This is a genomic window from Neisseria montereyensis, assembly GCF_024834045.1.
GTDB lineage: Bacteria > Pseudomonadota > Gammaproteobacteria > Burkholderiales > Neisseriaceae > Neisseria > Neisseria montereyensis.
In genome coordinates this window covers 457500-480511 of record NZ_JANUXW010000001.1, presented here as the reverse complement: position 1 = coordinate 480511, position 23012 = coordinate 457500, and the positions used below count along the sequence as shown (strand labels likewise).

Below are 23012 nucleotides of genomic sequence, written 5' to 3'. Positions count from 1 at the left end.
TATTATTTGTATAATTATACATTAAGCGTATAATCGCATATAAAATCATATAACCGAAGGCAGCCGACGATGAAAGATCCTTTATTTTTCCACCGCAGAGAATATGCCTCTAAACTGATAAACAGCCTGAAAGACGGCATTACCCATGCCTTCACTTTATTCGCACCGCGCCGTATGGGTAAGACACAGTTTTTATTGCAGGATGTATTGCCGCTGGCCGAACAAAACGACTTTAATGTGTTCTACTTTTCATTCATGGACAGCACCAACCCTGCCACCGATTTTCAGACGGCCTTGTATCAATTTGCCCAAAACATTCAAACAGGCAACAAAACCAAAACCTTTTTAAGCAGCATCAGCAAAATTGAAATCATGAGTGTGGGTTTGGAGCGCGAGTCGGACAAGCCCGAAATTCCCCGACTATCCGACTTACTCAACCTCATAGCCGCAGACAACCAGCCCAGCCTGTTATTACTGGATGAAATTCAAGAACTGGCACGTCTGCCCGATACAGACGGCTTAATTAGATCATTCAGAACAGGGCTGGATGTTAACCAAAACAAAATCAAAACCATTTTTACCGGCAGCAGCACCAACGGCCTGCGTGCTATGTTTAACGATAATAAAGCACCGTTTTTCCATTTTGCCCATGCTTTGGATTTTCCACTGCTGGGAAAAGATTTTACCGATTTTCTGGCAGACATTTATCAAAACAGAACGGGAAACAGTATAGATAAAACAGCCTTATACGCATTATTCGAACGTCTATACCATACGCCTATGTATATGCGTGCAATCATTCAAGACATGATTTTAAATCCGTCGGCAAGCTTAGAGGAAGCCGCCGCCGGCAGGATAGAAGAATTGAGGGCAAGCCATAACGAAATGAGTTTATGGCAACAAATGAAACCGCTTGAGCGGGCGATTATCAGAGACATTGCAGCCAATCCCTACACCAGCCCGTACAGCAGCGAAAACCGACGCAAATACGCCGCTATGCTTGGCGTAGCGGCAATCAGCACCAGCAGCACGCAGGGCGCGATCAGGCGGATGGAAAGGCATGATTGGATAAGCAGGGATGCGGGCGGCAGGCTGATTATCAACAGCCCCTTATTTAAAACTTGGATTATGGAAAATATCGAATAAGGCCGTCTGAAAAATACTTAGGTATTGAAAAAAATACTTTTTAATAAAGTTAATAAAGTATCAATATAAGATTAGCGTGCCAATAACAACCGCACAATATATTCGTCTTGCGGCAAAGTCAGTTTCAGATTACGGCTGTCCCCTTCAACCAATAACGGCTGAATACCGAGCATTTCAACCGCCGAAGCTTCATCGGTCACCGCATTTAAATCGGCTTCTGCCAATGCCCGTTTTAATAAGGCCGTCTGAAAAAGCTGCGGCGTTTGTGCCTGCCATAAACCGGCACGCGGTACAGTGGCTTGAATGTGTTTATCCGCCTGCGCCTGTTTTAAGGTATCGGCAACGGGTATCGCCAAAATACCGCCTTCCGGCCGGTTCCCCGCCGCTTTCAGCAACCTATCCAGTGCATCCGGCGGCAAACAGCAGCGCGCGGCATCGTGCACCAAAATATTATCTTCAGCTTGAGCCAAACCTTGAGTCAATAAAGCGTCTATACCGTTACGCACGGTTTGCGCCCGTGTCGCACCGCCGCAATGCAATAAAACCACTTTCTCCGAAGCCGTCTGAAAAAACCGGTCTTCCGGTGCCAATACTACGGCAGTCAAATCAATATCACGGTGTTCGGTAAAAATATCAACGGTATGCTGCAATACGGTTTTTCCATTGATTTCAACATATTGTTTCGGTTTACCCGCGCCAAAACGTGCGCCGACACCCGCCGCCGGAATCAAAGCGATATTGCGTTTCATGCCCCCGCTTCCCCGCGCCATAAACACACACCGCCGACCGCTTTATCCAACGCATCCAAATAAGCTTCATGGGCGGACGATTCTGTTTCGTCGGCCTGAATCACTTTCAAACGCGCGGGGCGTTTTATTTCGGCAACCGCATGAACCTGCTCGGCTTCTTCGCTGCCGCCGTCGGCCATTAAATCAAACTGGCCGCGCGTCATGGCAAGATAAACTTCGCCCAATAATTCGCAGTCGATTAAAGCACCGTGATACACGCGTTTGCTGCGATCCACATCGAAGCGGTTACACAAGGCATCCAAGCTGACTTTCTGACCGGGAAACATTTCCCTTGCCATCGCCAAGGTATCGGTAATGGTGCAACCCAATTCATTGATAGGCGGTAAACCCATGCGGCGGAATTCCATATCGAGAAAGCCGACATCGAACTTGGCATTATGAATAATCAATTCGGCACCACGCAGATAGTCGGCAATTTCTTGGCCGACTTTGGCAAAAACCGGCGCGTTTTTTTCTTCTAATTGTTCAATGGTGATACCGTGTACCGCAGCCGCTTCCGCAGGCATATCGCGTTCGGGGTGAACATAAAGGTGTAGCGAGTTTTCGGTAAACTTGCGGTTAATCATTTCCAAACCGGCAAATTCGACCAAACGGTCGCCGCTATTGGGATAAAGGCCTGTGGTTTCGGTATCGAGAATAATCTGGCGGGTATTCATAATAAACAATCATCAAAAGTATGCCGCATCATACTAAAAGCCAAGCTGCTTTGAAAGCGCAAAACACAAGCCAAACCATCAATCGCAGCAAAATAAGTTTATCGGGCAACCCATCAAGCCTCATCTGCAAAAACGTCTGAAAGAAAAATGTAGTCGAATGAAACCGATTGAAGATTAAAACCTTTTTTCATACAGGCACTAATAAAAAAGACGCGCTCTGGCTATGGATTATTCTCAAAATTAATGGTATTTTCACTCTGGCTTTGTTTCAGTCTATACAGCAAAGCATTTATGAGAAAAAAACAGCTTTACTTTAGGAGAAATCAACATGGCATATGACTACACCCGTGCCGCCGGCTTGCAGGTGGACAACCATCTCTACCAATTCATCGAAACTCAGGTATTGCCCAAACACCCGAAAGTTAAATCCGCCGAATTCTGGCAAGGCTTTACCGAATTGGTACAAACATTCGCCCCCCGCAACCGTGAGTTACTCGACAAACGCGACCAAATCCAATTAAAAATAGACCAATGGCACGAACAAAACCCCGGCCCGGTCAAAGACGAAGCCGCTTATCAGGCATTTTTAAAAGAGCTGGGCTATTTGGTTGACACCCCCGCCGACTTCAAAATATCCACCCAAAACGTCGACCGCGAAGTTGCCGAACAAGCCGGCCCGCAGTTGGTGGTGCCGATTAACAATGCCCGTTATGCCCTCAATGCCGCTAATGCACGCTGGGGCAGCCTTTATGATGCCCTTTACGGCACCGATGCCGTCGACCAAAGCGGCGACTTAGCACCCGGCAAAGCCTACAACCCCAAACGCGGCGATGCCGTTATCGCATTCGCGCGCGATTTTCTCGACAACAGCATTCCGCTCACCAACGGCAGCCACCGCGATGTTATCGCCTATCAGATAGTAGAAGGCCGTCTGAAAGCCAAACTGAAAGACGGCAGCGAAAGCGGCTTGGCCTCGCCTGAATTATTCGCAGGCTACAATGGTTCTGCCGAAGCACCTACTTCTTTATTGTTCCTGCACAACGGCCTGCATTTGGATATCTTAATCGATAAAAACAGCCCCATCGGCAGCCAAGACCCGGCCGGTATTAAAGACATTATTTTAGAAGCCGCACTCAGCACCATTATGGACTGCGAAGATTCCGTAGCCGCTGTCGACGGTGAAGACAAAGCACTGGTTTACGCCAACTGGCTCGGCCTGATGGCAGGCACACTCACCGAAGAAGTCGAAAAAGGCGGCAAAACCTTTACCCGCAAACTAAATCCCGACCGCGAATACACCCGCCCCGACGGCAACGGCACATTCAAGCTGCCCGGCCGTTCGCTGCTGTTTATCCGTAATGTCGGCCATCTGATGACTACCCCCGCAGTGCTCGATTCAAACGGTAACGAAATCCCCGAGGGCATTCTTGATGGCGTGATGACCGCATTAATGGCACCGTTCGACCTCGACCGCCGCGACAATAAAAACAGCCGTTCCGGTTCCGTTTATATTGTGAAGCCCAAAATGCACGGCCCCGAAGAAGTTGCCTTTGCCAACGAACTCTTTACCGCTTTTGAAGACCTATGCAAACTGCCCCGCAACACCCTAAAAATGGGCATTATGGACGAAGAGCGCCGCACCTCCGCCAACTTGGCCGCCTGTATTCATGCCGCCGCTGAGCGTACGGTATTCATTAATACCGGTTTCCTCGACCGTACCGGCGACGAAATGCATACTTCCATGCAGGGCGGTGCGTTTATCCGTAAAGGCGATATGAAATCCAGCAAATGGATTCAGGCATACGAATCCAACAACGTGCAAACCGGCCTGCAATGCGGCCTACCTGGTAAAGCCCAAATCGGTAAAGGCATGTGGGCGATGCCCGATTTAATGGCGGAAATGTTGAAGCAGAAAATCAACCATCCGAAATCCGGCGCTACCACCGCTTGGGTCCCATCGCCGACCGCCGCAACGCTGCATGCCCTGCATTATCATCAAGTGAACGTTTTCGACGTGCAGAAAAAACTGCTTGAGCAAACCGCCGTCGACTATACCGATGATTTGCTGACCATCCCGTTCTCGCCCGACCGCAACTGGTCTGCCGCAGAGATTCAGGAAGAATTGGATAACAACTGCCAAGGCATTCTCGGCTATGTGGTTCGCTGGGTTGAACAAGGCGTCGGCTGTTCCAAAGTGCCCGACATCCACAACATCGGCCTGATGGAAGACCGTGCCACACTGCGGATTTCCAGCCAACATATTGCCAACTGGTTATTGCATAGCGTTGTGAGCGAAGCCCAAGTGCGCGAAACCCTCGAACGCATGGCCGGTATTGTCGACAAACAAAACGAAGGCGATGCGGCGTATGTGCCTATGACCGGACGCTTCGACACCTCCCCCGCCTTCCAAGCCGCCTGCGATTTGGTATTTAAAGGTACCGAACAGCCCAACGGCTACACCGAACCATTGCTGCATCACTGGCGCAGAGTAGCTAAAGGCTAAAAAGCCTTATCCATAAAACTCAGGCCGTCTGAAAACTTTTCAGACGGCCTAAATATTAATTAAGCTTTTGAATTAATTAAAATAGTTCAATTCAATACCAAACCATTACTCTTTCGAAGAAGCGGCCAATTCTTGACGCATAGCATCAATCACAGCTCGATAATCCGGCTTGCCGAAAATAGCAGAACCTGCCACAAACGTATCCGCGCCCGCGCGAGCCACTTCGGCAATATTATCTACTTTAATACCGCCGTCGACTTTCAATGAAATCCGACGACCGCTTTCAGCCGCATACATATCCAATAAATCACGCACCTGCCGGATTTTCACCAAAGACTGCGGAATAAAACTTTGACCGCCGAAACCGGGGTTAACCGTCATTAACAGTATCGTATCCAATTTATCCAGCACATATTCCAACAAATAAACGGGCGTGGCCGGATTCAGCACCAATCCCGCTTTACAGCCGGAATCGCGCACCAAGCTTAAACTGCGGTCGACATGGCGGGTTGCTTCGGGGTGAAAAGTAATCACATCCGCCCCTGCCTTGGCAAACGAAACAATCAGATCATCCACCGGTTCCACCATCAAATGTACATCCATCGGCACCGTGGCATAAGGCTTCAACGCTGCACAAATCATCGGCCCAAACGTTAAATTCGGCACATAATGATTATCCATCACATCAAAGTGAATCAGATCGGCACCCGCCTTAATAACGTTGGTTACTTCCTCGCCCAAACGGGCAAAGTCGGCAGACAATATACTGGGAGCGATGCGGAATTGTTGCACAATTTATCCTTTTCTGAAGTATCCTAACTGCGGCAAAGCAGAAAAAATCTGCAATTCATCTATTGCAATACCATGATATTGCGTCATTTTTTAAAGAAAATTTCATCGTCATTAACGAAAGTTAACCACGATTATACCGCGTTTCACATACATATCCGTTATATTTTGCAAATATTGAAACTTGGGAAAACAATATGCTTATCACAATAACATTCAACCGTATGGTGCAAACCATCACGGTGGTTAGTTATATATTATGCTTGGGTACGTCTTTTGTTTATGCCGCTCCAATGACTTCACGCCTAGACGACTTTCACCCTAATTGTGACATTCGCCCGTTAAATCTGAGCCGCAAACAAAGAAGCGAATTAAGTGCCATACGCAAAGAATATAAAAAAGCGCTAGAGAAATCCATGCGTCGAGACGACCGTATTAATAAAAACCGCCGCCGCGATATTATCCACATATTATCCGACGACCGCTTCAATAAAGAAGATGCCCGCGATTACGTTGAAAAACGTTATCTGACCAGTATGGATTTTGCTGTCGACGAATTATCTATCCAACACCGTTTCTACAAAATGTTGACCCCTCAACAACGGCAATATTGGCTAAGCGCCTGCTTAAAATAAAGCATTTAATACAAATATAATATATCCACCAAACCCTAACATATCCATATTTAAGAGGCCGTCTGAAAATACCGATAATATTCAGACGGCCTTCTTATATTATTAAAGACAATCATTAGGCAATATCGTTCCTCATCCGCCAAAGTGAAATACGCCTTAACCTAACCAATATGCGTTTTTTCAGTCTTTTCCACTTTATCCGTTTTCCCCGTTTTTGCCGCCCAATAAGAAGCCAGCAACGATCCGGAAATATTGTGCCAAACACTAAACACCGCACCCGGTACGGCAGCCAGCGGCGTGAAATAAGCCGAAGCCAATGCTGCCGCCAAACCCGAGTTTTGCATACCCACTTCAATGGATAATGTTTTTTGCGCATCATAAGGCAGCTTGAATAACTTAGCTGTAAAAAAGCCCAATAAATAGCCGATAATATTGTGCAAAATCACCACCCCGAAAATCATCAGCCCGCTTTCCACAATTTTTGCTTTACTCGCCCCCACAACCGCAGCAACAATCAAGACAATCGCCACCACCGACACCAGCGGCAGAATATCCGCAACCGCTTCGGTTTGTTTTCTCAATAGCGTATGCGCCACCACACCCAACACAATCGGCAACAATACGATTTTTAAAATAGACACAAACATCGCACCTGCCGAAATTTCCAACCACTGATGCGCCAATAAATAAAACACCGCCGGCGTTAATATAGGGGCTAGTAACGTTGATACCGATGTTACCGCCACCGAAAGCGCCACATTGCCGCGCGCCAGATAAGTAATCACATTAGAAGACGTACCGCCCGGACACGCCCCCACCAAAATCACCCCGACTGCAATCTCAGCCGGCAATGAAAACGCCACCGCCAATAAATAAGCCGTTATCGGCATAATCACAAATTGGGCAACCACCCCGATTAACACCGCTTTCGGATGCCGCCCTAAAATTTTAAAATCCCCCGGCGCCAGCGTCAGCCCCATGCCAAACATAATCACGCCTAGCAACAATGAAATATGCGGCAAAACCCATTGAAAAGCAGTGGGCGCCATAAAAGCAACGGCAGCAAACAAAGCCGCCCACAAAGCAAAAGTTTGGCCGAAAAAACGGCTGAGTTTCGTTAAAATTTCCATTCCAAATAATCCGAATATTAAACAATAAAATAGGCAAAACCTGCTAACCCACAATACCGCCACAGCAGAATATTAACTGCCGACGTCATATATACCAAAATTAAAAGCTTCATACCATATAAAAATAAAACCGTTTCAGACGGCCCAAACAGCTCATAAAATACAACATTTCCTCTTTAAAATAGCTACCAATCCAACTTAATCTATGGCTGTAAACACCCTTATGTTATTATGCCAATAAAATATAAAGGGGAAATATAATGAACAAATTTAAGCTATTGGCATTACTATTCATCACGCTTTTAACGGCCTGCAACCAACAGCAACAAGCAACTTCTACGCCCGTTCCTGCACAAAAAGAAGTAAAAACACCTTCTTGCTTCAAGCCTTTAGGCATATCAACTACCGAATTAAAGAAAAACATCACAGCCGCACTGCTATCATACGAGCAATCTGCTGACCTTCAAAAATCTACGCTATCCGATAATGATTGCGGACAGGAAGAAACAATAACAACGGATTTTGCCACCATACTTATTTATTCTAATAAAGAAAATCAGGCTACCGCTATTGCTATCGAATTTAATCTGATAAAACCGGAAATCGGCAAGCAAACACCGGAAAGTAAAGCAGCTAATCTAAACAATATTTTTTCAGCCATGCAAACGGTTTTATCTATTAACGGCACAACCGATTTCGAGGAATATGAAACCGGCAAGGCATTACTACAAACTTTTTTTAATACGCTGGATGAATCGAATAAAAATGTTCATGCCGAAATATGGAAAGACTTATACAAAGACGGTGTTCTATACAATGTCTCTATTATAAATAACTTTACTATCGTCATATCAGCCGTTAGAGGGCCCGAACCGAAACAAGAAAGTTAATCTGTTTCAGGCCGTCTGAAAAGCGTTATAATCGCAATCACGAACACACCACACACCCCGTTTCAGACGGCCTAAATTATGAATCAAGAATTACTAAACCAAAAAATAAGCAATAGCGATTACATCCGCCTGATTGCAGACCACAGCAGCCGTTTCAGCGATGCCGAAAACAATCTGCTCAACGAAATCCTAACCCAATTTGAATTCGATGTCGTCCAAGCGCAAGCCTTGGCGCAAGCTGTCGCACAACAAGCGCGCTTCGACCCCAACGCCCTGCATATCGAAGATGACGACGAAGATATTACCGGCGTTTGCCCGCACTGCATCAACCCGCCCGCACCGCCCCTGCGCGACTATATTATGTGGCGGCAGGCAGAACGTACCAACCGCTAAAGGCATGGCAACCGGATACTTTATCGGTTGACGGCACAAGCCATCGATTATATAAACAGAGTATCCCCCAAGCCGCCCGAACACCGTTTCAGACGGCCAAACTTTCCGACGAGCTGTTAAACCATGTTGCAAACCGATAACCTCTCCGCCGCCCAACCGCAGCGCATTATTACCGCCCAAAGCATTTCCACACAGGAAGAGCTGCTTGAACGCGCCCTGCGCCCGAAAACACTCGGCGACTATATCGGCCAGCCCAAAGCCAAAGAACAGCTTGCCATCTTTATCGAAGCCGCCCGCAAACGCGGCGAAGCGCTCGACCACACCCTACTGTTCGGCCCGCCCGGTTTGGGCAAAACCACATTGGCACACATTATCGCCAAAGAATTGGGCGTTAACCTGCGCCAAACCAGCGGCCCCGTGCTCGAACGCGCCGGCGATTTAGCCGCCCTACTCACCAATCTCGAACCGCACGATGTATTGTTTATCGACGAAATCCACCGTCTCAGCCCCGTGGTAGAAGAAATTCTCTATCCCGCCCTCGAAGACTACCAACTGGATATTATGATTGGCGAAGGCCCGGCCGCCCGTTCCGTTAAAATCGACCTGCCGCCGTTTACACTGGTCGGCGCCACCACCCGCGCCGGCATGCTCACCAACCCGCTGCGCGACCGCTTCGGCATTGTGTCGCGTTTGGAATTTTACGAAACCCACGATTTGGCCACTATCGTCAGCCGTTCCGCACAATTGCTGCAACTGGATATGGGCGAAGAAGGCGCGTTGGAAATCGCCCGCCGCAGTCGTGGCACTCCGCGTATTGCCAACCGCCTGTTGCGCCGTGTGCGCGATTATGCCGAAGTGAAAAACCAAGGCGTGATTAATGCCGAAACCGCCGATGCCGCCCTCAGCATGTTGGATGTCGATTCGGTCGGTTTGGATGTGATGGATAGAAAGTTTTTAGAAGCCGTATTATTCAAATTCAGCGGCGGTCCGGTCGGTTTGGAAAACATTGCCGCCGCCATCGGCGAATCCACCGACACCATCGAAGACGTTATCGAACCCTACCTTATCCAACAAGGTTTTTTACAGCGCACTCCGCGCGGGCGCACCGCAACCGAGCGCAGCTATCTGCACTTCGGCTTAAACCCCGATAAATAACATTCAAAAGGGCGGATAATCATCCGCCCTTAGTCTATCCGGCAAAGCCCATTATCAGGCCGTCTGAAAAAATACCCTGCCAGCCCAACGGCATAACGCATGCCGTTTCACCAAACCCTATTAGCAAACCTTTTAACCCCAAGTATTCCCTACCGGCCGGATACGGTACTTTTCAGCCCGTAAAATGTTATAATACACGGTTCCCATTCTATTTCAGACGGCCTTCCGATATGAGTAATAACGATACCATCCGCGTCCGCGGCGCCCGCACCCACAATCTCAAAAACATTGATCTCGATATTCCCCGCCATCAATTGGTGGTGATTACCGGATTATCGGGCAGCGGCAAATCTTCGCTGGCGTTCGACACCCTCTATGCCGAAGGCCAGCGCCGTTATGTGGAAAGCCTTTCTGCCTATGCGCGCCAGTTTTTGCAAATGATGGACAAGCCAGATGTCGATCTGATTGAAGGGCTGTCGCCCGCCATTTCTATCGAACAGAAATCCACCAGCCACAACCCCCGTTCTACCGTCGGCACCGTTACCGAAATCCACGACTATCTGCGCCTGCTTTATGCCCGCGTCGGCACACCCTACTGCCCCGACCACAACCTGCCCTTAGCCAGCCAAACCGTATCACAAATGGTTGATCATGTATTGGCATTGCCCGAAGATACCCGCGTGATGATATTGGCGCCGTCCGTACGCGAGCGCAAAGGCGAATTTGTCGATTTCTTTGCCGACCTGCAAGCGCAAGGCTTTGCCCGCGTGCGCGTAGACGGCGAAGTTTACCAGCTGGACGAGGTGCCCAAACTCGAAAAAAACATCAAACACAATATTGATGTGGTTATCGACCGCGTAAAAGTGAAAGCCGACATCAAACAACGCTTGGCCGAAAGCTTTGAAACCGCCCTGCGGCATGGCGGCGAACGCGCCTTGGCGATGGAAATGGACAGCGGCAAAGAACATTGGTTTTCCGCCCGCTTTGCCTGCCCGGTTTGCTCATACAGCCTGCCCGAACTCGAACCGCGCCTGTTTTCATTTAACAACCCCGTCGGCGCCTGCCCCACTTGCGACGGCTTGGGCAGCATGAACTTTTTCGACCCCGAGCGCGTGGTCGCCCATCCCGAACTATCTTTAGCCGCCGGCGCCATTAAAGGCTGGGATAAGCGCAACCAGTTTTATTTTCAAATGATTCAATCGCTGGCACGCCATTATCAATTTGATGTCAACACCCCGTTTGAAGAACTGCCCGAAAAAATCCAACATATCGTCTTACACGGCTCAGGCAAAGAAAGCATTGATTTCACCTACCTTTCCGAAAAAGGCACTGCCTTTAACCGCAGCCATGCCTTTGAGGGCATTATTCCCAATTTGGAACGCCGCTACCGCGAAACCGATTCCGCCACCGTACGCGAACAACTGGCCGAATACCAAAGCCACCAAGCCTGCCCCAGTTGCGGCGGCGCACGCCTGCGCAAAGAAGCCCGTTATGTTTATGTCGGCCAACAACCACTGCACGAACTTTCCGCATGGCCGCTCACCGAAACCCACCGCTTTTTCGAAACATTAGCATTAGAAGGCAACAAACAGCAGATTGCCGAAAAAATCCTCAAAGAAATCACCGAACGCCTAGGCTTTCTGATTAATGTCGGTCTCGATTACCTCAACCTTTCCCGCAGCGCCGAAACCCTATCCGGCGGCGAAGCCCAGCGTATCCGCCTTGCCAGCCAAATCGGCAGCGGCCTCACCGGTGTGATGTATGTACTCGACGAACCCTCTATCGGCCTACACCAACGCGACAACGACCGCCTACTCGGCACCCTCAAACGCCTGCGCGACTTAGGCAACAGCGTGATAGTGGTCGAACACGACGAAGACGCCATCCGCGAAGCCGATTTTGTGGTCGATATGGGCCCCGGCGCAGGCGAACACGGCGGGCGGGTATTGATTGCCGACACCCCCGACAAAGTCGCCCAATGCAGCGAATCCATTACCGGCCAATACCTCAGCGGCAAAAAAAGCATTGCCGTGCCGTCTGAAAGAACCCCCGTTAACCCCGATCGCATGCTCGTACTCAAAGGCGCACGCGGCAACAATCTGAAAAACGTTACCCTAGAGCTACCGCTAGGGCTGATTACCTGCATCACCGGCGTATCCGGCAGCGGCAAATCCACCCTGATTAACGACACGCTGGCCAAAATCACCGCCCGCGAACTCAACCGTGCCCACGAAGACCCCGCACCCTACGACGACATCACCGGCCTCGAACACCTCGACAAAGTGATTAATGTCGACCAATCCCCCATCGGCCGCACCCCGCGCTCCAACCCCGCCACCTACACCGGCCTGTTCACCCCCATCCGCGAACTGTTCGCCGGCGTCCCCCTCTCGCGCGAACGCGGCTACAACGTCGGCCGCTTCTCGTTCAACGTAAAAGGCGGCCGCTGCGAAGCCTGCCAAGGCGACGGCGTGATTAAAGTGGAAATGCACTTTCTGCCCGATGTTTATGTACCCTGCGAAGTCTGCCACGGCAAACGCTACAACCGCGAAACCCTCGAAGTGCAATACAAAGGCAAAAACATCAGCCAAGTGCTCGATATGACCGTTGCCGAAGCCCGCGAATTCTTCGACGCCGTACCCACCGTATCGCGCAAACTGCAAACCCTGATGGACGTCGGCTTAGGCTATATCCGCCTCGGCCAATCCGCCACCACCCTGTCCGGCGGCGAAGCCCAACGCGTCAAACTCGCCCTCGAACTCTCCAAACGCGACACCGGCCGCACCCTCTATATCCTAGACGAACCCACCACCGGCCTACACTTCGCCGATATTGCCTTATTGCTCGATGTAATAGGCCGTCTGAAAGGCAAAGGCAACTCGATTGTGATTATCGAACACAATCTTGACGTGATTAAGACCGCTGACTATATTGTCGATTTAGGGCCAGAAGGCGGCGATGGAGGGGGTAGGATTATTGCGCAAGGGGCGCCGGAGGAAGTGGTTAAGGTTGAGGAAAGTTATACTGGGAAGTATTTGAAAGAAATTTTTATTTGATAATAGTAGAAATCGTAGGTTAAAAGATGTATATACCAACAAATGAATCCAAAAAAACTAAACTTCATCCTGATATTGAAAAAATAAAAATTGGCGAAAAAGATTCTTCAGGCAATATAATTATCGATGTTCTTGCAAAACAAAATGAATTTGCAATCTATGAAATAGATACGATACATATCCAAAATCGGATTAAAGTACTCATTAGTGGTCATACAGATATTAGTGAAAATAAATTAATTGATAGATTTAATAAAATAAAAATGAAATACATAGAAGCAAAAGGAGTTTTGCTACATACAACTAATTTTGAAAAAAATAAGCAACTGATAGCACATACATTATCTGCTCAACTAAATAGTGATTCAGTAGATAATAAATTATTTGATACATTAATTGAAAATATACAAAATGAGCATGAAACCGCTTTACGAAATCGTGTATGTTATTTGCTTCCTAGTATGATATCCACTATATTATTCTTCATAAAATGTATATATATAATCGAAGAAAGATTATTACCAACTACAACCTGGACTATTTGCTCCTCTCTTTTAGCTGCTTCGTTAGGAGGATGTACAAGTATGGTAATAAGCTCTAAGGAATTAAATTTTCAAGAATATAAACAATGGTATTCATATATATATGTTGGATCGGAACGATTGATTTTTTCAATTCTTACCGGCGCAATTTCTTTTATCGTAATTAAATCAGGTTTAATAAGTTCAAATATTCTATCGGAAAGTTATTGGACATTTATAATGATACTTGTTATTGCAGGTTTCTCAGAAAGATTAATACCAAGTATTCTAACTAAATCAGAATCTAGCATTTCTATTAATACTTAAACAAACTATATCCTATATAAGGAACACATTACCTGAATCTACCTTTCTAAACATCAAAGCCGTCTGAAATCTTTCTTTCAGACGGCCTTTTTTCTATCTATATACTTTATTATCCATTCATTAAATCAATATCACACCATTCAATGAAAACCCAACAACCGCGTGCGTGGCTGCGCCACACACCCTACCACAAAACCAACCATGCGTAGGGTGTGTGCGATACGCACGCACGCGTTGCTTAAATCCACTTTGCTAAATATCAAAGCCGTCTGAATACTTCCTTTCAGACGGCCTTATTTCTGCCCATATACTTTTTATTATTCATTCATTAAATCAATATCACACCTCTCAATCACAATCCCAACAACCGCGTGCGTGGCTGCGCCACACACCCTACCGCAAAACCAATCATGCGTAGCAAGCCGTAGCCTGCATCAAACCCATGCGTAGGGTGTGTGCGGTACGCACGCACGCGTTGCTTGAATCCACTCTGCTAAATATCAAAGCCGTCTGAAATCTTTCTTTCAGACGGCCTCATCAATCAATTACTCATGTAGGTCGGATTCTCGAATCCGACATTGACAATATCATCACAATGCTTAAACATTTTCATCATACCAACCCTTTTGTCGGATACAAGTATCCGACCTACGCTTGCTGTATTTGATATTGTTTGATGTTTTTAAAATTAAAAAGCCGGATAGATAGCGCTATGTGTAGGGGCGGATTGCATATCCGCCCGCTGTTTGGCAGCGCACCATCAATAAAATACAACCGCGATAATGTGACTTTGGCATGTGTGGCAAAGGATTGTATTGCCAATGTGCAAACACGGGCGGATATGCAATCCGCCCCTACCAAAGGCCGTCTTAAAACTTTCTTTCAGACGGCCCCATCAATCAATTACTCATGTAGCAAGCCGTAGCCTGCATAAAACCCTAAACCCATGCGTAGGGTGTGTGCGGTACGCACGCACGCGTTGCTTGAATCCACTTTGCTAAATATCAAAGCCGTCTGAAATCTTTCTTTCAGACGGCCTTCCTGTTAATAAATACCTTTGTTATGATTACTATAAATAATAAATATCGGGAAATAAATGTCTTACTATCGCCGCAACTATCTTGCCGGCGGCACGTTTTTCTTTACGGTTAAACTTGCCGATCCGAAGTCGCGTTTATTGGTCGAATATATTCATCTTTTGCGTGAAGCCTATGCTTTCGTACAAAAACGGTATCCGTTTGAAACAGCAGCCATCTGCGTATTGCCCAACCATATCCATGCCATTTGGACTTTACCCGATGGCGAATATGATTATTCTTTACGCTGGCGGTTAATCAAAACCCGATTTTCCAACCATTTCACCAAACAAGATAATTTATCTGCCAGTAAACAACGGCGGCATGAAAAAGGTATTTGGCAACGCCGTTTTTATGAACATACTATACGCAATGAAACGGATTACCAACGTTGCGTAGATTATGTGCATTTTAATCCGGTTAAACATGGTATTTCGACGAATGTAAAAGATTGGCCGTTTTCGTCTTTTCACCATTATGTAAACAACGGCCTGCTTCCGCCAGATTGGGGCGGCACACGGGAAACATTAATAATGCATTTTGCCGAATAGTCTATTTAAGCTGTTATCGGCTTAGCAAGCCGTAGCCTGCATAAAACCCTAAACTCCATCTGTAGGGTGTGTGCGGTACGCACGCACGCGTTGCTTGAATCCACCTCGCTAAATATCAAAGCCGTCTGAATGCTTCCTTTCAGACGGCCTTATTGCTATCTATATACTTTTTATCCATTCATCAATATCACACCATTCAACCACAATCCCAACAACCGCGTGCGTGGCTTTGCCACACACCCTACCACAAAATCAACCATGCGTAGGGTGTAATGCGGTACGCACGCACGCGTTGCTTGAATCTATCTTGCTAATATCAAAGCCGTCTGAACACTTTCTTTCAGACGGCCTTATTGCTATCTATATACTTTATTATCCATTCATTAAATCAATCTCACACCGCTCAACCACACCCCCCAACAACCGCGTGCGTGGCTTTGCCACACACCCTACCGCAAAACCAATTATCTCTACATGCGTAGGGTGTGTGCGGTACGCACGCACGCGTTGCTTGAATACACCTCGCTAAATATCAAGGCCGTCTGAAAACTTCCTTTCAGACGGCCTTTGTTCTATCCGGCTTATGGCTTGATTAACCATAAAGAACTATTCCCCACCCTTTTCTGCTTACTTCCCCTTATGCCAATGCTTTTGCCAAAGCATGCTTTAAGCGAATGCGCGGCGCTGCACAAACAGATAAGTTAACGGTATATCGCTGACTTATCCGTATCAACGATGGTTTTAAATCAAAAAGCTTAAAGCCCGATGTTTTAGGTTGTTCCGATAATCGGCAATTTTCTACCTAATATTATTGATAAAAAGAAAGGGCACTCAAATGGCTTCCGAAACCTACAAACGCTACTCGGTGCTGTTTGCCAGCACACTCTCTTTTACCGTCTGTTTTATGGTTTGGATGATGCTGGCAGTGGTCGGCATTAAAGTTCAGCAGGAAATGGGCTTTAACCAAACCCAATACGGTATTCTGGTTGCGCTGCCGGTATTATCCGGTGCGTTGATACGCGTACCGCTCGGTATTCTGACCGACAAATACGGCGGCCGTATCGTGATGTTTGCGCTGATGCTCATCACGGTTCCGTCTATTTTCCTGATGCGTTATGCCACCCATTATTGGCACTTTCTTGCCATCGGTTTATTGATGGGTTTGGCCGGCGGCTCTTTCTCGGTCGGTACGCCTTATGTGGCGCGTTGGTTTCCGAAAAAGCAACAGGGCTTGGCGATGGGGATATTTGGTGCCGGTAATGCCGGCTCAGCGCTCAATAAATTTTTAGCCGCATGGTTGATTACCACTTATGCCACATGGGAAATCGTGCCGACGGTTTATTCCGCCATTATGTTGGCCACCGCGTTAATTTTTTGGTTTACCAGTTATAGCGACCCCAAACACTTGGTGCCTTCCAGCGTTAAATTGCGCGAACAGCTGGCTTTACTCGCCGATCCGGGCGTATTGCGTTATAGCCAATATTATTCGGTCGTATTCGGCGGCTATGTTGCTTTGGCTTTGTGGATGACCAAATATTATGTCGGCGAATACGGCATGAGTTTGCAAATGGCTGCTTTTCTGGCCGCCTGCTATTCGCTGCCGGGCGGCGTATTGCGGGCGTTTGGCGGTTATCTTTCTGATAAATTCGGTGCTTATAAAGTGACTTGGGCGGTGATGTGGATATGCTGGGTGTGCTTCTTCCTGCTCTCTTATCCGCAAACCAATTTAGCCATTCAAACCAAAACCGGCGTGCTGGATATGCACATCGGCCTCAATGTGGTTTTCTTTACTATTCTGATGTTTATCGTAGGTGTTGCTACGGCCGTGGGCAAAGCTTCGGTATTTAAATTCGTAGCCGACGACTACCCTACCAATATCGGTGCCGTTTCCGGCATTGTCGGTTTGGCCGGCGGCTTGGGCGGGTTCTTATTGCCGATTATGTTCGGTGCGCTGGAAGACTGGACCGGTATCCGCTCCACCGCCTTTATGCTGCTATACGGCACCGTATGCGTTTCGCTTATTTGGATGCATTTTTCTTTCAAAGCCAAGCGAAACAGCGATCTATCTATACAACAAGCGGCTGATCGACCCTAATAAACAAGCCGTCCGAACGCTCAATAATTAACTTTATATCATTTGAAAACTGCTATTTTTACGGAGTACAAACCATGGCCTATCTAATTGAAAACTGGCAGCCGGAAGACAAAACATTCTGGCAGCAAACCGGTAGAAAAGTGGCGACCCGCAATTTGTGGATATCCATTCCGGCACTCTTACTGGCTTTTGCCATCTGGCAGGTGTGGAGCGTGGCAGTGGTTAATCTGCCCAATATCGGTTTTAAATACACTTCAAACCAATTATTCTGGCTGGCCGCCCTGCCCGCCTTATCGGGCGCAACCCTGCGGATTTTCTATTCGTTTATGGTGCCGATTTTCGGCGGCCGCAAATGGACGGCGCTATCTACCGCCAGCCTGCTGCTTCCGGCTATCGGCTTGGGCTTCGCCGTACAAAACCCCAATACCAGCTACATCACCATGATGATATTGGCGCTATTGTGCGGCTTTGGCGGCGGCAACTTCTCTTCCAGTATGGCCAATATCAGCTTTTTCTATCCCAAAGCCGAAAAAGGCACGGCATTGGGTTTAAATGCGGGTTTGGGTAATCTGGGCGTATCCGTCGTACAATTTATCGTGCCGTTGGTGATTACCGCCGGCGTATTCGGCGCACTCGGCGGCGAACCGCAAACATGGGCGAAAGACGGAGTAACCAAACAAATGTGGCTACAAAATGCGGGCTTTATCTGGGTGCCGTTTATTATTCTTTCCACCCTTGCCGCATGGTTCGGCATGAACGACTTGGCCAGCGCCAAAGCCAGTTTTAAAGATCAGGCCGTTATTTTCACCCGTAAACACAACTGGATTATGTGTATTCTTTATTTGGGTACTTTCGGCTCGTTTATCGGTTTTGCCGCCGGTTTTCCGTTGTTGATTAAAAGCCAGTTTGTCGGCATCGATCCGGTAAAATATGCGTTTTACGGCCCCTTTGTCGGCGCAGTGGCACGCCCGTTCGGCGGCTGGATTTCCGATAAAATCAAAAGCGGCGCCTTGATTACCCAAATCGTTTTTATCGGCATGATTATTGCCGTGGCCGGGGTTATCTTTTTCTTACCCAGTGAAAATAGTCAGGGCAGTTTCTGGGGCTTCTTCGTTTGCTTTTTGGCCTTATTCGCCCTAACCGGCATTGGCAATGGCTCAACCTTTATGCAGGTTCCGGTTATTTTCCTCAATATGCACCAAAAATTTGCCGAAGAGGGTAAAGTCAGCTTGGAGCAGGCAAGATTGGATGCAACCAAAGAAGGCGCAGCAGTGATTGGTTTTACTGCCGCCTTTGCGGCCTACGGTGGTTTCTTTATTCCGAAAAGCTATGGCACTTCAATCGACCTCACCGGAAGCGTAAACGCCGCCCTCATCGGTTTTATTATCTTTTATGCGGTTTGTGTGCTGTTAAACTGGTGGTATTACGCCCGCAAAAATGCCGAAGCCAAATGTTAAACAACCCGCGCCAGGCTTAAAAACAAGCCGTCTGAAATCCTGTTGCTATTCAGACGGCTTATATTTCAGAATCAGTAGTTTAGATGACATATCCTTGTTTATTGCTTTTATATTATTCCTCAAACACACATACAACTAAAGGCCGTCTGAAACATTTCAGACGGCCTTTAACATTAATGCTTTTACGAAACAGCCTGATTATTCGGCAGGCACCACGTTAACATTAATTTTAGCAACTGCATCGGTATGCAAAGCCACTTCTACTTCATATTCGCCAACTGCTTTTAACGGGCCGTTGGGCAGGCGTACATTGGATTTAACCGCTTCAATACCGCTTTCCACAATAGCTGCTGCGATATCGGCATTGGTAACGGAACCGAACAGGCGGCCGTCCACGCCGGCTTTTTGAGCCACGGTGATGGTTTGTCCGTCCAATTTTTGTTGGCGTGCTTGCGCATCGGCCAAGATTTCGGCTTGTTTGGCTTCCAATTCGGCACGGCGTGCTTCGAATTCTTTCATATTGGCTTCAGTGGCGCGTTTGGCTTTTCCTGAAGGAATCAGGAAGTTGCGGGCATAACCGTTTTTAACGGTTACGATATCGCCCAAATTGCCCAAGCCACCGATTTTTTCTAACAGAATAATTTGCATGGTTTTATCTCCGTTAATTATTTATGTTGGTCGGTGTAAGGCAGCAAAGCCAAGAAACGGGCACGTTTTACGGCAACGGCCAATTGGCGTTGGTAATGTGCTTTAGTGCCGGTGATGCGTGCCGGAATGATTTTGCCGTTTTCAGAAATGAAGTCTTTCAACAAGTCTACTTGTTTGTAATCGACTTCTTGGATTTTTTCAGCCGTAAAACGGCAGAATTTTCTACGTTTGAATGATTGACGAGCCATTGTCGTTTAACCTTTATATTCTTTAATGTTCTGTATCCGCAACATCGGATTCCGATAACGTTGGCTTCTTTGTGCCAAGAAACCGCTGGCTTCTATTTGAACGCCTTCGCGATGTTGCCAATTAAGCGCTTCCTTACCAATCAGTTTGGCGGGTAGTTCGAACTTCACCAAACATTTCTGCCCGTTTTCTTCCTGCCAAGATTCATGTTGCAACATGATTTCTAAAACCGGAATGCCTGCGGGCGTGTATCTTAATGCTTTGCACTCGATAATTCGGGCGGTAAGGGAAAAAAGATTGTTCAATCTTTAATTACGCTTCGCTGGTTTCTGATTCTGTTTTTGCTGCTTCTGTTTTTGCAGCCGAATTGCTTTCAAGCAGATTTTTAGACTTTTCGTCTTTCATCATCGGAGAAGCTTCGGTAACAGCATGTTTGGTTTTGATGGTCAGATGACGCAATACGGCATCGTTAAAGCGGAAAGCGGTTTCCAGCTCTTCAACCACTTCGGGCGTGGTTTCGATGTTCATCAAAACATAATGGGCTTTGTGGATTTTGTTGATCGGGTAAGCCAATTGGCGGCGGCCCCAATCTTCCAAACGGTGAATAGTGCCTTTTGCTTCGGCAATCATGGTTTTATAACGTTCAACCATAGCGGGCACTTGCTCGCTTTGATCCGGGTGAACGATAAACACGATCTCATAATGACGCATGTTATCTCCTTGCGGTTTTAAGCAGCCTTTTACCATGCGAAGTAAAAGGCAAGGTTGGAAAACGGGAAATTATAACGGGTTTGCGGCGGCAAAGCAATCGAATAAGTTCGCTTACCTTATTTATTGATTAAAACAAATATTCAAACAACCTTACCAAACACACACGACCAAACCGCCATTTCAGACGGCCTGTGGTTTATAATAAGCGCCACTGTTTTTAAAAACAGTCCTATTTCATTGAAACTTCGGAAAATATCATAATGAACCGTATTGCCGCCCTGCCTGATCATCTTGTCAACCAAATTGCCGCCGGAGAGGTGGTTGAACGCCCGGCCAATGCCTTAAAGGAAATTGTTGAAAATAGCATTGATGCGGGGGCGACTGCGATTGATGTCGAGCTTGGCGGCGGCGGTATCCGCCTGATTAGGGTTTGCGACAACGGCAGCGGTATTCATGCCGATGATGTGGATCTCGCCCTACATCGCCATGCCACCAGCAAAATCCAATCGTTGAGAGATTTGGAACGCGTTGCCAGCATGGGCTTTCGTGGGGAGGGTTTGGCCAGTATCGCATCGGTCAGCCGCCTCACCCTCACCAGCCGCACCGCGGAAAGTGCGCATGCCCATCAGGTGAAAGCGGAAGACGGCAAACTCAGTGCCAGCGGCGCGGCCGCCCATCCGGTCGGTACCACGGTTGAAGTGGCCGAATTGTTTTTCAATACACCGGCACGGCGCAAGTTTTTAAAATCCGAAAACACCGAATACGCCCATTGCGCCACCATGCTCGAACGCCTTGCCCTGGCGCATCCGCATATTGCTTTTTCACTCACGCGCGACGGGAAAAGTGTTTTCAAATTACCCGTTCAAAGTTTAAACGAACGCATTGCCGCTATTTTAGGCGATGATTTTCAGACGGCCTCTTTGCCGGTGGACAGCGGTGAGGGAATTATCCGGCTAAGCGGTGCTATTGCCAAACCGACGTTTACCAAAGGCAAAAACGACAAACAATATTGTTTTGTGAACCATCGTTTTGTACGCGACAAGGTGATTCTGCATGCCGTCAAACAGGCTTATCGCGATGTATTGCACAATGCGCTCACGCCTGCTTTCGTGCTGTTTCTCGACCTGCCGCCCGAAGCGGTTGATGTAAACGTACACCCGACCAAAACCGAAATCCGTTTCCGCGACAGCCAAGCCGTGCACCAATTGGTTTTCCATACCTTAAACAAAGCATTGGCCGACACTCGTGCCGACCAAACCGAAAGCGTGAGCAATGCCGGCAGCGTATTGCATGAAATGCTAGGGGTACAAACACCTTCCGAACCGCATCAAACGCCTTCTGCCAGCCCCACACATACGGCGGCAGGCTTCGGCACAAACCGTTTGAACGACCACGGCAAATCCACCCCTGCGCCCTATTCCGCCGCCCGACCACCGCAACAACGCACACTTTCACTGCGGGAAAGCCAAGCGGCTTTAAATACTTATGCCGAGTTATACCGCAGTACGGATACCCCTAAAGAAGATATCGAGCTGGCCCAATTCGAGCAGGCCAGATTGGGCAATGACAGGCCGTCTGAAAACCATAGCGTCGATACCGTGCCGCAAACTGCCGAATTGCCACCGCTAGGCTTTGCTATTGCCCAGCTTTTAGGCATTTATATCCTTGCCCAAGCCCAAGACAGCCTGCTGTTGGTTGATATGCACGCCGCAGCGGAACGGGTGAACTATGAAAAAATGAAAAAACAACGCGAAGCACTCGGCAGCTTAAAAAGCCAACGCCTACTGATTCCGGTTACCTTTAACGCTTCGCATGAGGAAATGGCCGCCTTTAACGACCATAACGAAGCATTACGCGATTTCGGCCTTGAATTGTCGGACATGGGCAACAACACCCTAGCCGTCCGCACCGTGCCGGCGATGTTGGGTAAAAGCGATGTAGCCGAACTTGCCCGCGACATGCTCAAAGAAATCGCCCAAACCGGCAACACCCAAACGGTTGAAGCGCGTGAGAATCAGATTTTATCCACTATGGCCTGTCACGGCTCCATACGCGCCGGACGCCAGCTCACCATGCCCGAAATGAACGCCCTGTTGCGCGATATGGAAAACACACCGCGCAGCAACCAATGCAACCACGGACGGCCGACTTGGGTGAAGCTGACATTAAAAGAGTTAGACGCTTTATTTTTACGCGGGCAATAAGCCAATCATAAAGG

The 23012-nt window shown here is 47.8% G+C and carries 22 protein-coding genes; 13 read left to right on the top strand and 9 right to left on the bottom strand.

Annotated features, from left to right (window positions below; all coding sequences use genetic code 11):
• Positions 1-69: 69 nt before the first annotated feature.
• A complete protein-coding gene (locus NXS09_RS02135; protein ID WP_259290905.1) occupies positions 70-1146 on the top strand; it encodes an ATP-binding protein in 1077 nt (358 codons plus the stop codon).
• 71 nt (positions 1147-1217) lie between these two features.
• On the opposite strand, the gene ispD is transcribed toward NXS09_RS02135, so the two are convergent.
• Both ispD and dnaQ read right to left on the bottom strand, forming a co-directional pair.
• Complete coding sequence (gene ispD / locus NXS09_RS02130) at positions 1218-1895, bottom strand: 2-C-methyl-D-erythritol 4-phosphate cytidylyltransferase (RefSeq protein ID WP_259290904.1); 678 nt, start codon at positions 1893-1895, stop codon at positions 1218-1220.
• Positions 1892-2611, bottom strand: coding sequence for a DNA polymerase III subunit epsilon (dnaQ, locus tag NXS09_RS02125; protein WP_259290903.1), 720 nt, complete (start codon positions 2609-2611; stop codon positions 1892-1894). The genes ispD and dnaQ overlap by 4 nt, the downstream gene beginning before the upstream one ends.
• A gap of 328 nt (positions 2612-2939) precedes the next feature.
• Between dnaQ and NXS09_RS02120 the strand changes: the two genes are divergently transcribed.
• Positions 2940-5114 (top strand): malate synthase G, encoded by a 2175-nt coding sequence (locus tag NXS09_RS02120; protein ID WP_259290902.1) that lies wholly within the window; start codon positions 2940-2942, stop codon positions 5112-5114.
• 105 nt (positions 5115-5219) lie between these two features.
• Here the strand turns inward: NXS09_RS02120 and rpe are convergent, their stop codons facing one another.
• Positions 5220-5906: a ribulose-phosphate 3-epimerase gene (gene rpe, locus NXS09_RS02115; protein ID WP_259290901.1), complete on the bottom strand. Its 687-nt coding sequence runs from the start codon at positions 5904-5906 to the stop codon at positions 5220-5222.
• Positions 5907-6100: 194 nt separating this feature from the next.
• On the opposite strand from rpe, the gene NXS09_RS02110 reads away from it, so the two are divergent.
• A complete protein-coding gene (locus NXS09_RS02110) occupies positions 6101-6538 on the top strand; it encodes a Spy/CpxP family protein refolding chaperone (RefSeq protein ID WP_259290900.1) in 438 nt (145 codons plus the stop codon).
• A 161-nt stretch (positions 6539-6699) separates the two neighbouring features.
• On the opposite strand, the gene NXS09_RS02105 is transcribed toward NXS09_RS02110, so the two are convergent.
• Complete coding sequence (locus NXS09_RS02105) at positions 6700-7668, bottom strand: bile acid:sodium symporter family protein (protein ID WP_259290899.1); 969 nt, start codon at positions 7666-7668, stop codon at positions 6700-6702.
• A gap of 260 nt (positions 7669-7928) precedes the next feature.
• Between NXS09_RS02105 and NXS09_RS02100 the strand changes: the two genes are divergently transcribed.
• The 5 genes from NXS09_RS02100 (at position 7929) to NXS09_RS02080 (ending at position 14010) form a co-directional block, all read left to right on the top strand.
• Positions 7929-8558 carry a hypothetical protein gene (locus tag NXS09_RS02100; protein ID WP_259290898.1) on the top strand — a complete coding sequence of 210 codons (630 nt, stop codon included), beginning with the start codon at positions 7929-7931 and terminating at the stop codon, positions 8556-8558.
• Between the two features lie 78 nt (positions 8559-8636).
• Positions 8637-8951 carry a hypothetical protein gene (locus tag NXS09_RS02095; protein ID WP_259290897.1) on the top strand — a complete coding sequence of 105 codons (315 nt, stop codon included), beginning with the start codon at positions 8637-8639 and terminating at the stop codon, positions 8949-8951.
• A gap of 123 nt (positions 8952-9074) precedes the next feature.
• A complete protein-coding gene (ruvB, locus tag NXS09_RS02090; protein ID WP_151051080.1) occupies positions 9075-10106 on the top strand; it encodes a Holliday junction branch migration DNA helicase RuvB in 1032 nt (343 codons plus the stop codon).
• Between the two features lie 230 nt (positions 10107-10336).
• A complete protein-coding gene (uvrA, locus tag NXS09_RS02085; protein ID WP_259290896.1) occupies positions 10337-13162 on the top strand; it encodes an excinuclease ABC subunit UvrA in 2826 nt (941 codons plus the stop codon).
• Between the two features lie 26 nt (positions 13163-13188).
• Complete coding sequence (locus NXS09_RS02080) at positions 13189-14010, top strand: hypothetical protein (RefSeq protein WP_259290895.1); 822 nt, start codon at positions 13189-13191, stop codon at positions 14008-14010.
• Positions 14011-14150: 140 nt separating this feature from the next.
• Here the strand turns inward: NXS09_RS02080 and NXS09_RS02075 are convergent, their stop codons facing one another.
• Positions 14151-14273: a hypothetical protein gene (locus tag NXS09_RS02075; protein ID WP_259290894.1), complete on the bottom strand. Its 123-nt coding sequence runs from the start codon at positions 14271-14273 to the stop codon at positions 14151-14153.
• A 413-nt stretch (positions 14274-14686) separates the two neighbouring features.
• On the opposite strand from NXS09_RS02075, the gene NXS09_RS02070 reads away from it, so the two are divergent.
• The 4 genes from NXS09_RS02070 to NXS09_RS02055 all read left to right on the top strand — a co-directional run bounded on the left by NXS09_RS02070 (position 14687) and on the right by NXS09_RS02055 (position 19189).
• A complete protein-coding gene (locus NXS09_RS02070; protein ID WP_259290893.1) occupies positions 14687-14935 on the top strand; it encodes a hypothetical protein in 249 nt (82 codons plus the stop codon).
• Between the two features lie 171 nt (positions 14936-15106).
• Positions 15107-15637 carry an REP-associated tyrosine transposase gene (locus tag NXS09_RS02065; RefSeq protein ID WP_259290892.1) on the top strand — a complete coding sequence of 177 codons (531 nt, stop codon included), beginning with the start codon at positions 15107-15109 and terminating at the stop codon, positions 15635-15637.
• Between the two features lie 835 nt (positions 15638-16472).
• Complete coding sequence (locus NXS09_RS02060) at positions 16473-17732, top strand: MFS transporter (RefSeq protein WP_259290891.1); 1260 nt, start codon at positions 16473-16475, stop codon at positions 17730-17732.
• Between the two features lie 74 nt (positions 17733-17806).
• On the top strand, positions 17807-19189 hold the full coding sequence (locus NXS09_RS02055; RefSeq protein ID WP_259290890.1) for a NarK family nitrate/nitrite MFS transporter: 1383 nt from the start codon (positions 17807-17809) through the stop codon (positions 19187-19189).
• 198 nt (positions 19190-19387) lie between these two features.
• On the opposite strand, the gene rplI is transcribed toward NXS09_RS02055, so the two are convergent.
• From rplI to rpsF, 4 genes are read right to left on the bottom strand one after another with little or no spacing between them, the layout of a single operon-like run.
• Positions 19388-19837 (bottom strand): 50S ribosomal protein L9, encoded by a 450-nt coding sequence (gene rplI / locus NXS09_RS02050; RefSeq protein ID WP_259290889.1) that lies wholly within the window; start codon positions 19835-19837, stop codon positions 19388-19390.
• Positions 19838-19854: 17 nt separating this feature from the next.
• Positions 19855-20085, bottom strand: coding sequence for a 30S ribosomal protein S18 (gene rpsR, locus NXS09_RS02045; protein WP_054599043.1), 231 nt, complete (start codon positions 20083-20085; stop codon positions 19855-19857).
• Between the two features lie 6 nt (positions 20086-20091).
• A complete protein-coding gene (gene priB / locus NXS09_RS02040; protein WP_151051790.1) occupies positions 20092-20388 on the bottom strand; it encodes a primosomal replication protein N in 297 nt (98 codons plus the stop codon).
• 7 nt (positions 20389-20395) lie between these two features.
• The gene (gene rpsF, locus NXS09_RS02035; RefSeq protein WP_259290888.1) at positions 20396-20794 is read right to left on the bottom strand and encodes a 30S ribosomal protein S6; all 399 of its coding nucleotides are present in this window, start codon (positions 20792-20794) and stop codon (positions 20396-20398) included.
• A 260-nt stretch (positions 20795-21054) separates the two neighbouring features.
• Between rpsF and mutL the strand changes: the two genes are divergently transcribed.
• Positions 21055-22998: a DNA mismatch repair endonuclease MutL gene (gene mutL / locus NXS09_RS02030; protein WP_259290887.1), complete on the top strand. Its 1944-nt coding sequence runs from the start codon at positions 21055-21057 to the stop codon at positions 22996-22998.
• The last annotated feature ends 14 nt before the right edge of the window (positions 22999-23012 follow it).

Coding starts and splice junctions, on each gene's coding strand:
- ispD (WP_259290904.1), bottom strand. CDS start 1,895: ATGAAACGCAATATCGCTTTGATTCCGGCGGCGGGTGTCGGCGCACGT.
- NXS09_RS02065 (WP_259290892.1), top strand. CDS start 15,107: ATGTCTTACTATCGCCGCAACTATCTTGCCGGCGGCACGTTTTTCTTT.
- NXS09_RS02135 (WP_259290905.1), top strand. CDS start 70: ATGAAAGATCCTTTATTTTTCCACCGCAGAGAATATGCCTCTAAACTG.
- NXS09_RS02120 (WP_259290902.1), top strand. CDS start 2,940: ATGGCATATGACTACACCCGTGCCGCCGGCTTGCAGGTGGACAACCAT.
- dnaQ (WP_259290903.1), bottom strand. CDS start 2,611: ATGAATACCCGCCAGATTATTCTCGATACCGAAACCACAGGCCTTTAT.
- NXS09_RS02055 (WP_259290890.1), top strand. CDS start 17,807: ATGGCCTATCTAATTGAAAACTGGCAGCCGGAAGACAAAACATTCTGG.
- uvrA (WP_259290896.1), top strand. CDS start 10,337: ATGAGTAATAACGATACCATCCGCGTCCGCGGCGCCCGCACCCACAAT.
- mutL (WP_259290887.1), top strand. CDS start 21,055: ATGAACCGTATTGCCGCCCTGCCTGATCATCTTGTCAACCAAATTGCC.
- NXS09_RS02095 (WP_259290897.1), top strand. CDS start 8,637: ATGAATCAAGAATTACTAAACCAAAAAATAAGCAATAGCGATTACATC.
- NXS09_RS02060 (WP_259290891.1), top strand. CDS start 16,473: ATGGCTTCCGAAACCTACAAACGCTACTCGGTGCTGTTTGCCAGCACA.
- NXS09_RS02100 (WP_259290898.1), top strand. CDS start 7,929: ATGAACAAATTTAAGCTATTGGCATTACTATTCATCACGCTTTTAACG.
- ruvB (WP_151051080.1), top strand. CDS start 9,075: ATGTTGCAAACCGATAACCTCTCCGCCGCCCAACCGCAGCGCATTATT.
- NXS09_RS02105 (WP_259290899.1), bottom strand. CDS start 7,668: ATGGAAATTTTAACGAAACTCAGCCGTTTTTTCGGCCAAACTTTTGCT.
- NXS09_RS02070 (WP_259290893.1), top strand. CDS start 14,687: ATGTTTTTAAAATTAAAAAGCCGGATAGATAGCGCTATGTGTAGGGGC.
- rpsF (WP_259290888.1), bottom strand. CDS start 20,794: ATGCGTCATTATGAGATCGTGTTTATCGTTCACCCGGATCAAAGCGAG.
- NXS09_RS02080 (WP_259290895.1), top strand. CDS start 13,189: ATGTATATACCAACAAATGAATCCAAAAAAACTAAACTTCATCCTGAT.
- rplI (WP_259290889.1), bottom strand. CDS start 19,837: ATGCAAATTATTCTGTTAGAAAAAATCGGTGGCTTGGGCAATTTGGGC.
- rpsR (WP_054599043.1), bottom strand. CDS start 20,085: ATGGCTCGTCAATCATTCAAACGTAGAAAATTCTGCCGTTTTACGGCT.
- NXS09_RS02110 (WP_259290900.1), top strand. CDS start 6,101: ATGCTTATCACAATAACATTCAACCGTATGGTGCAAACCATCACGGTG.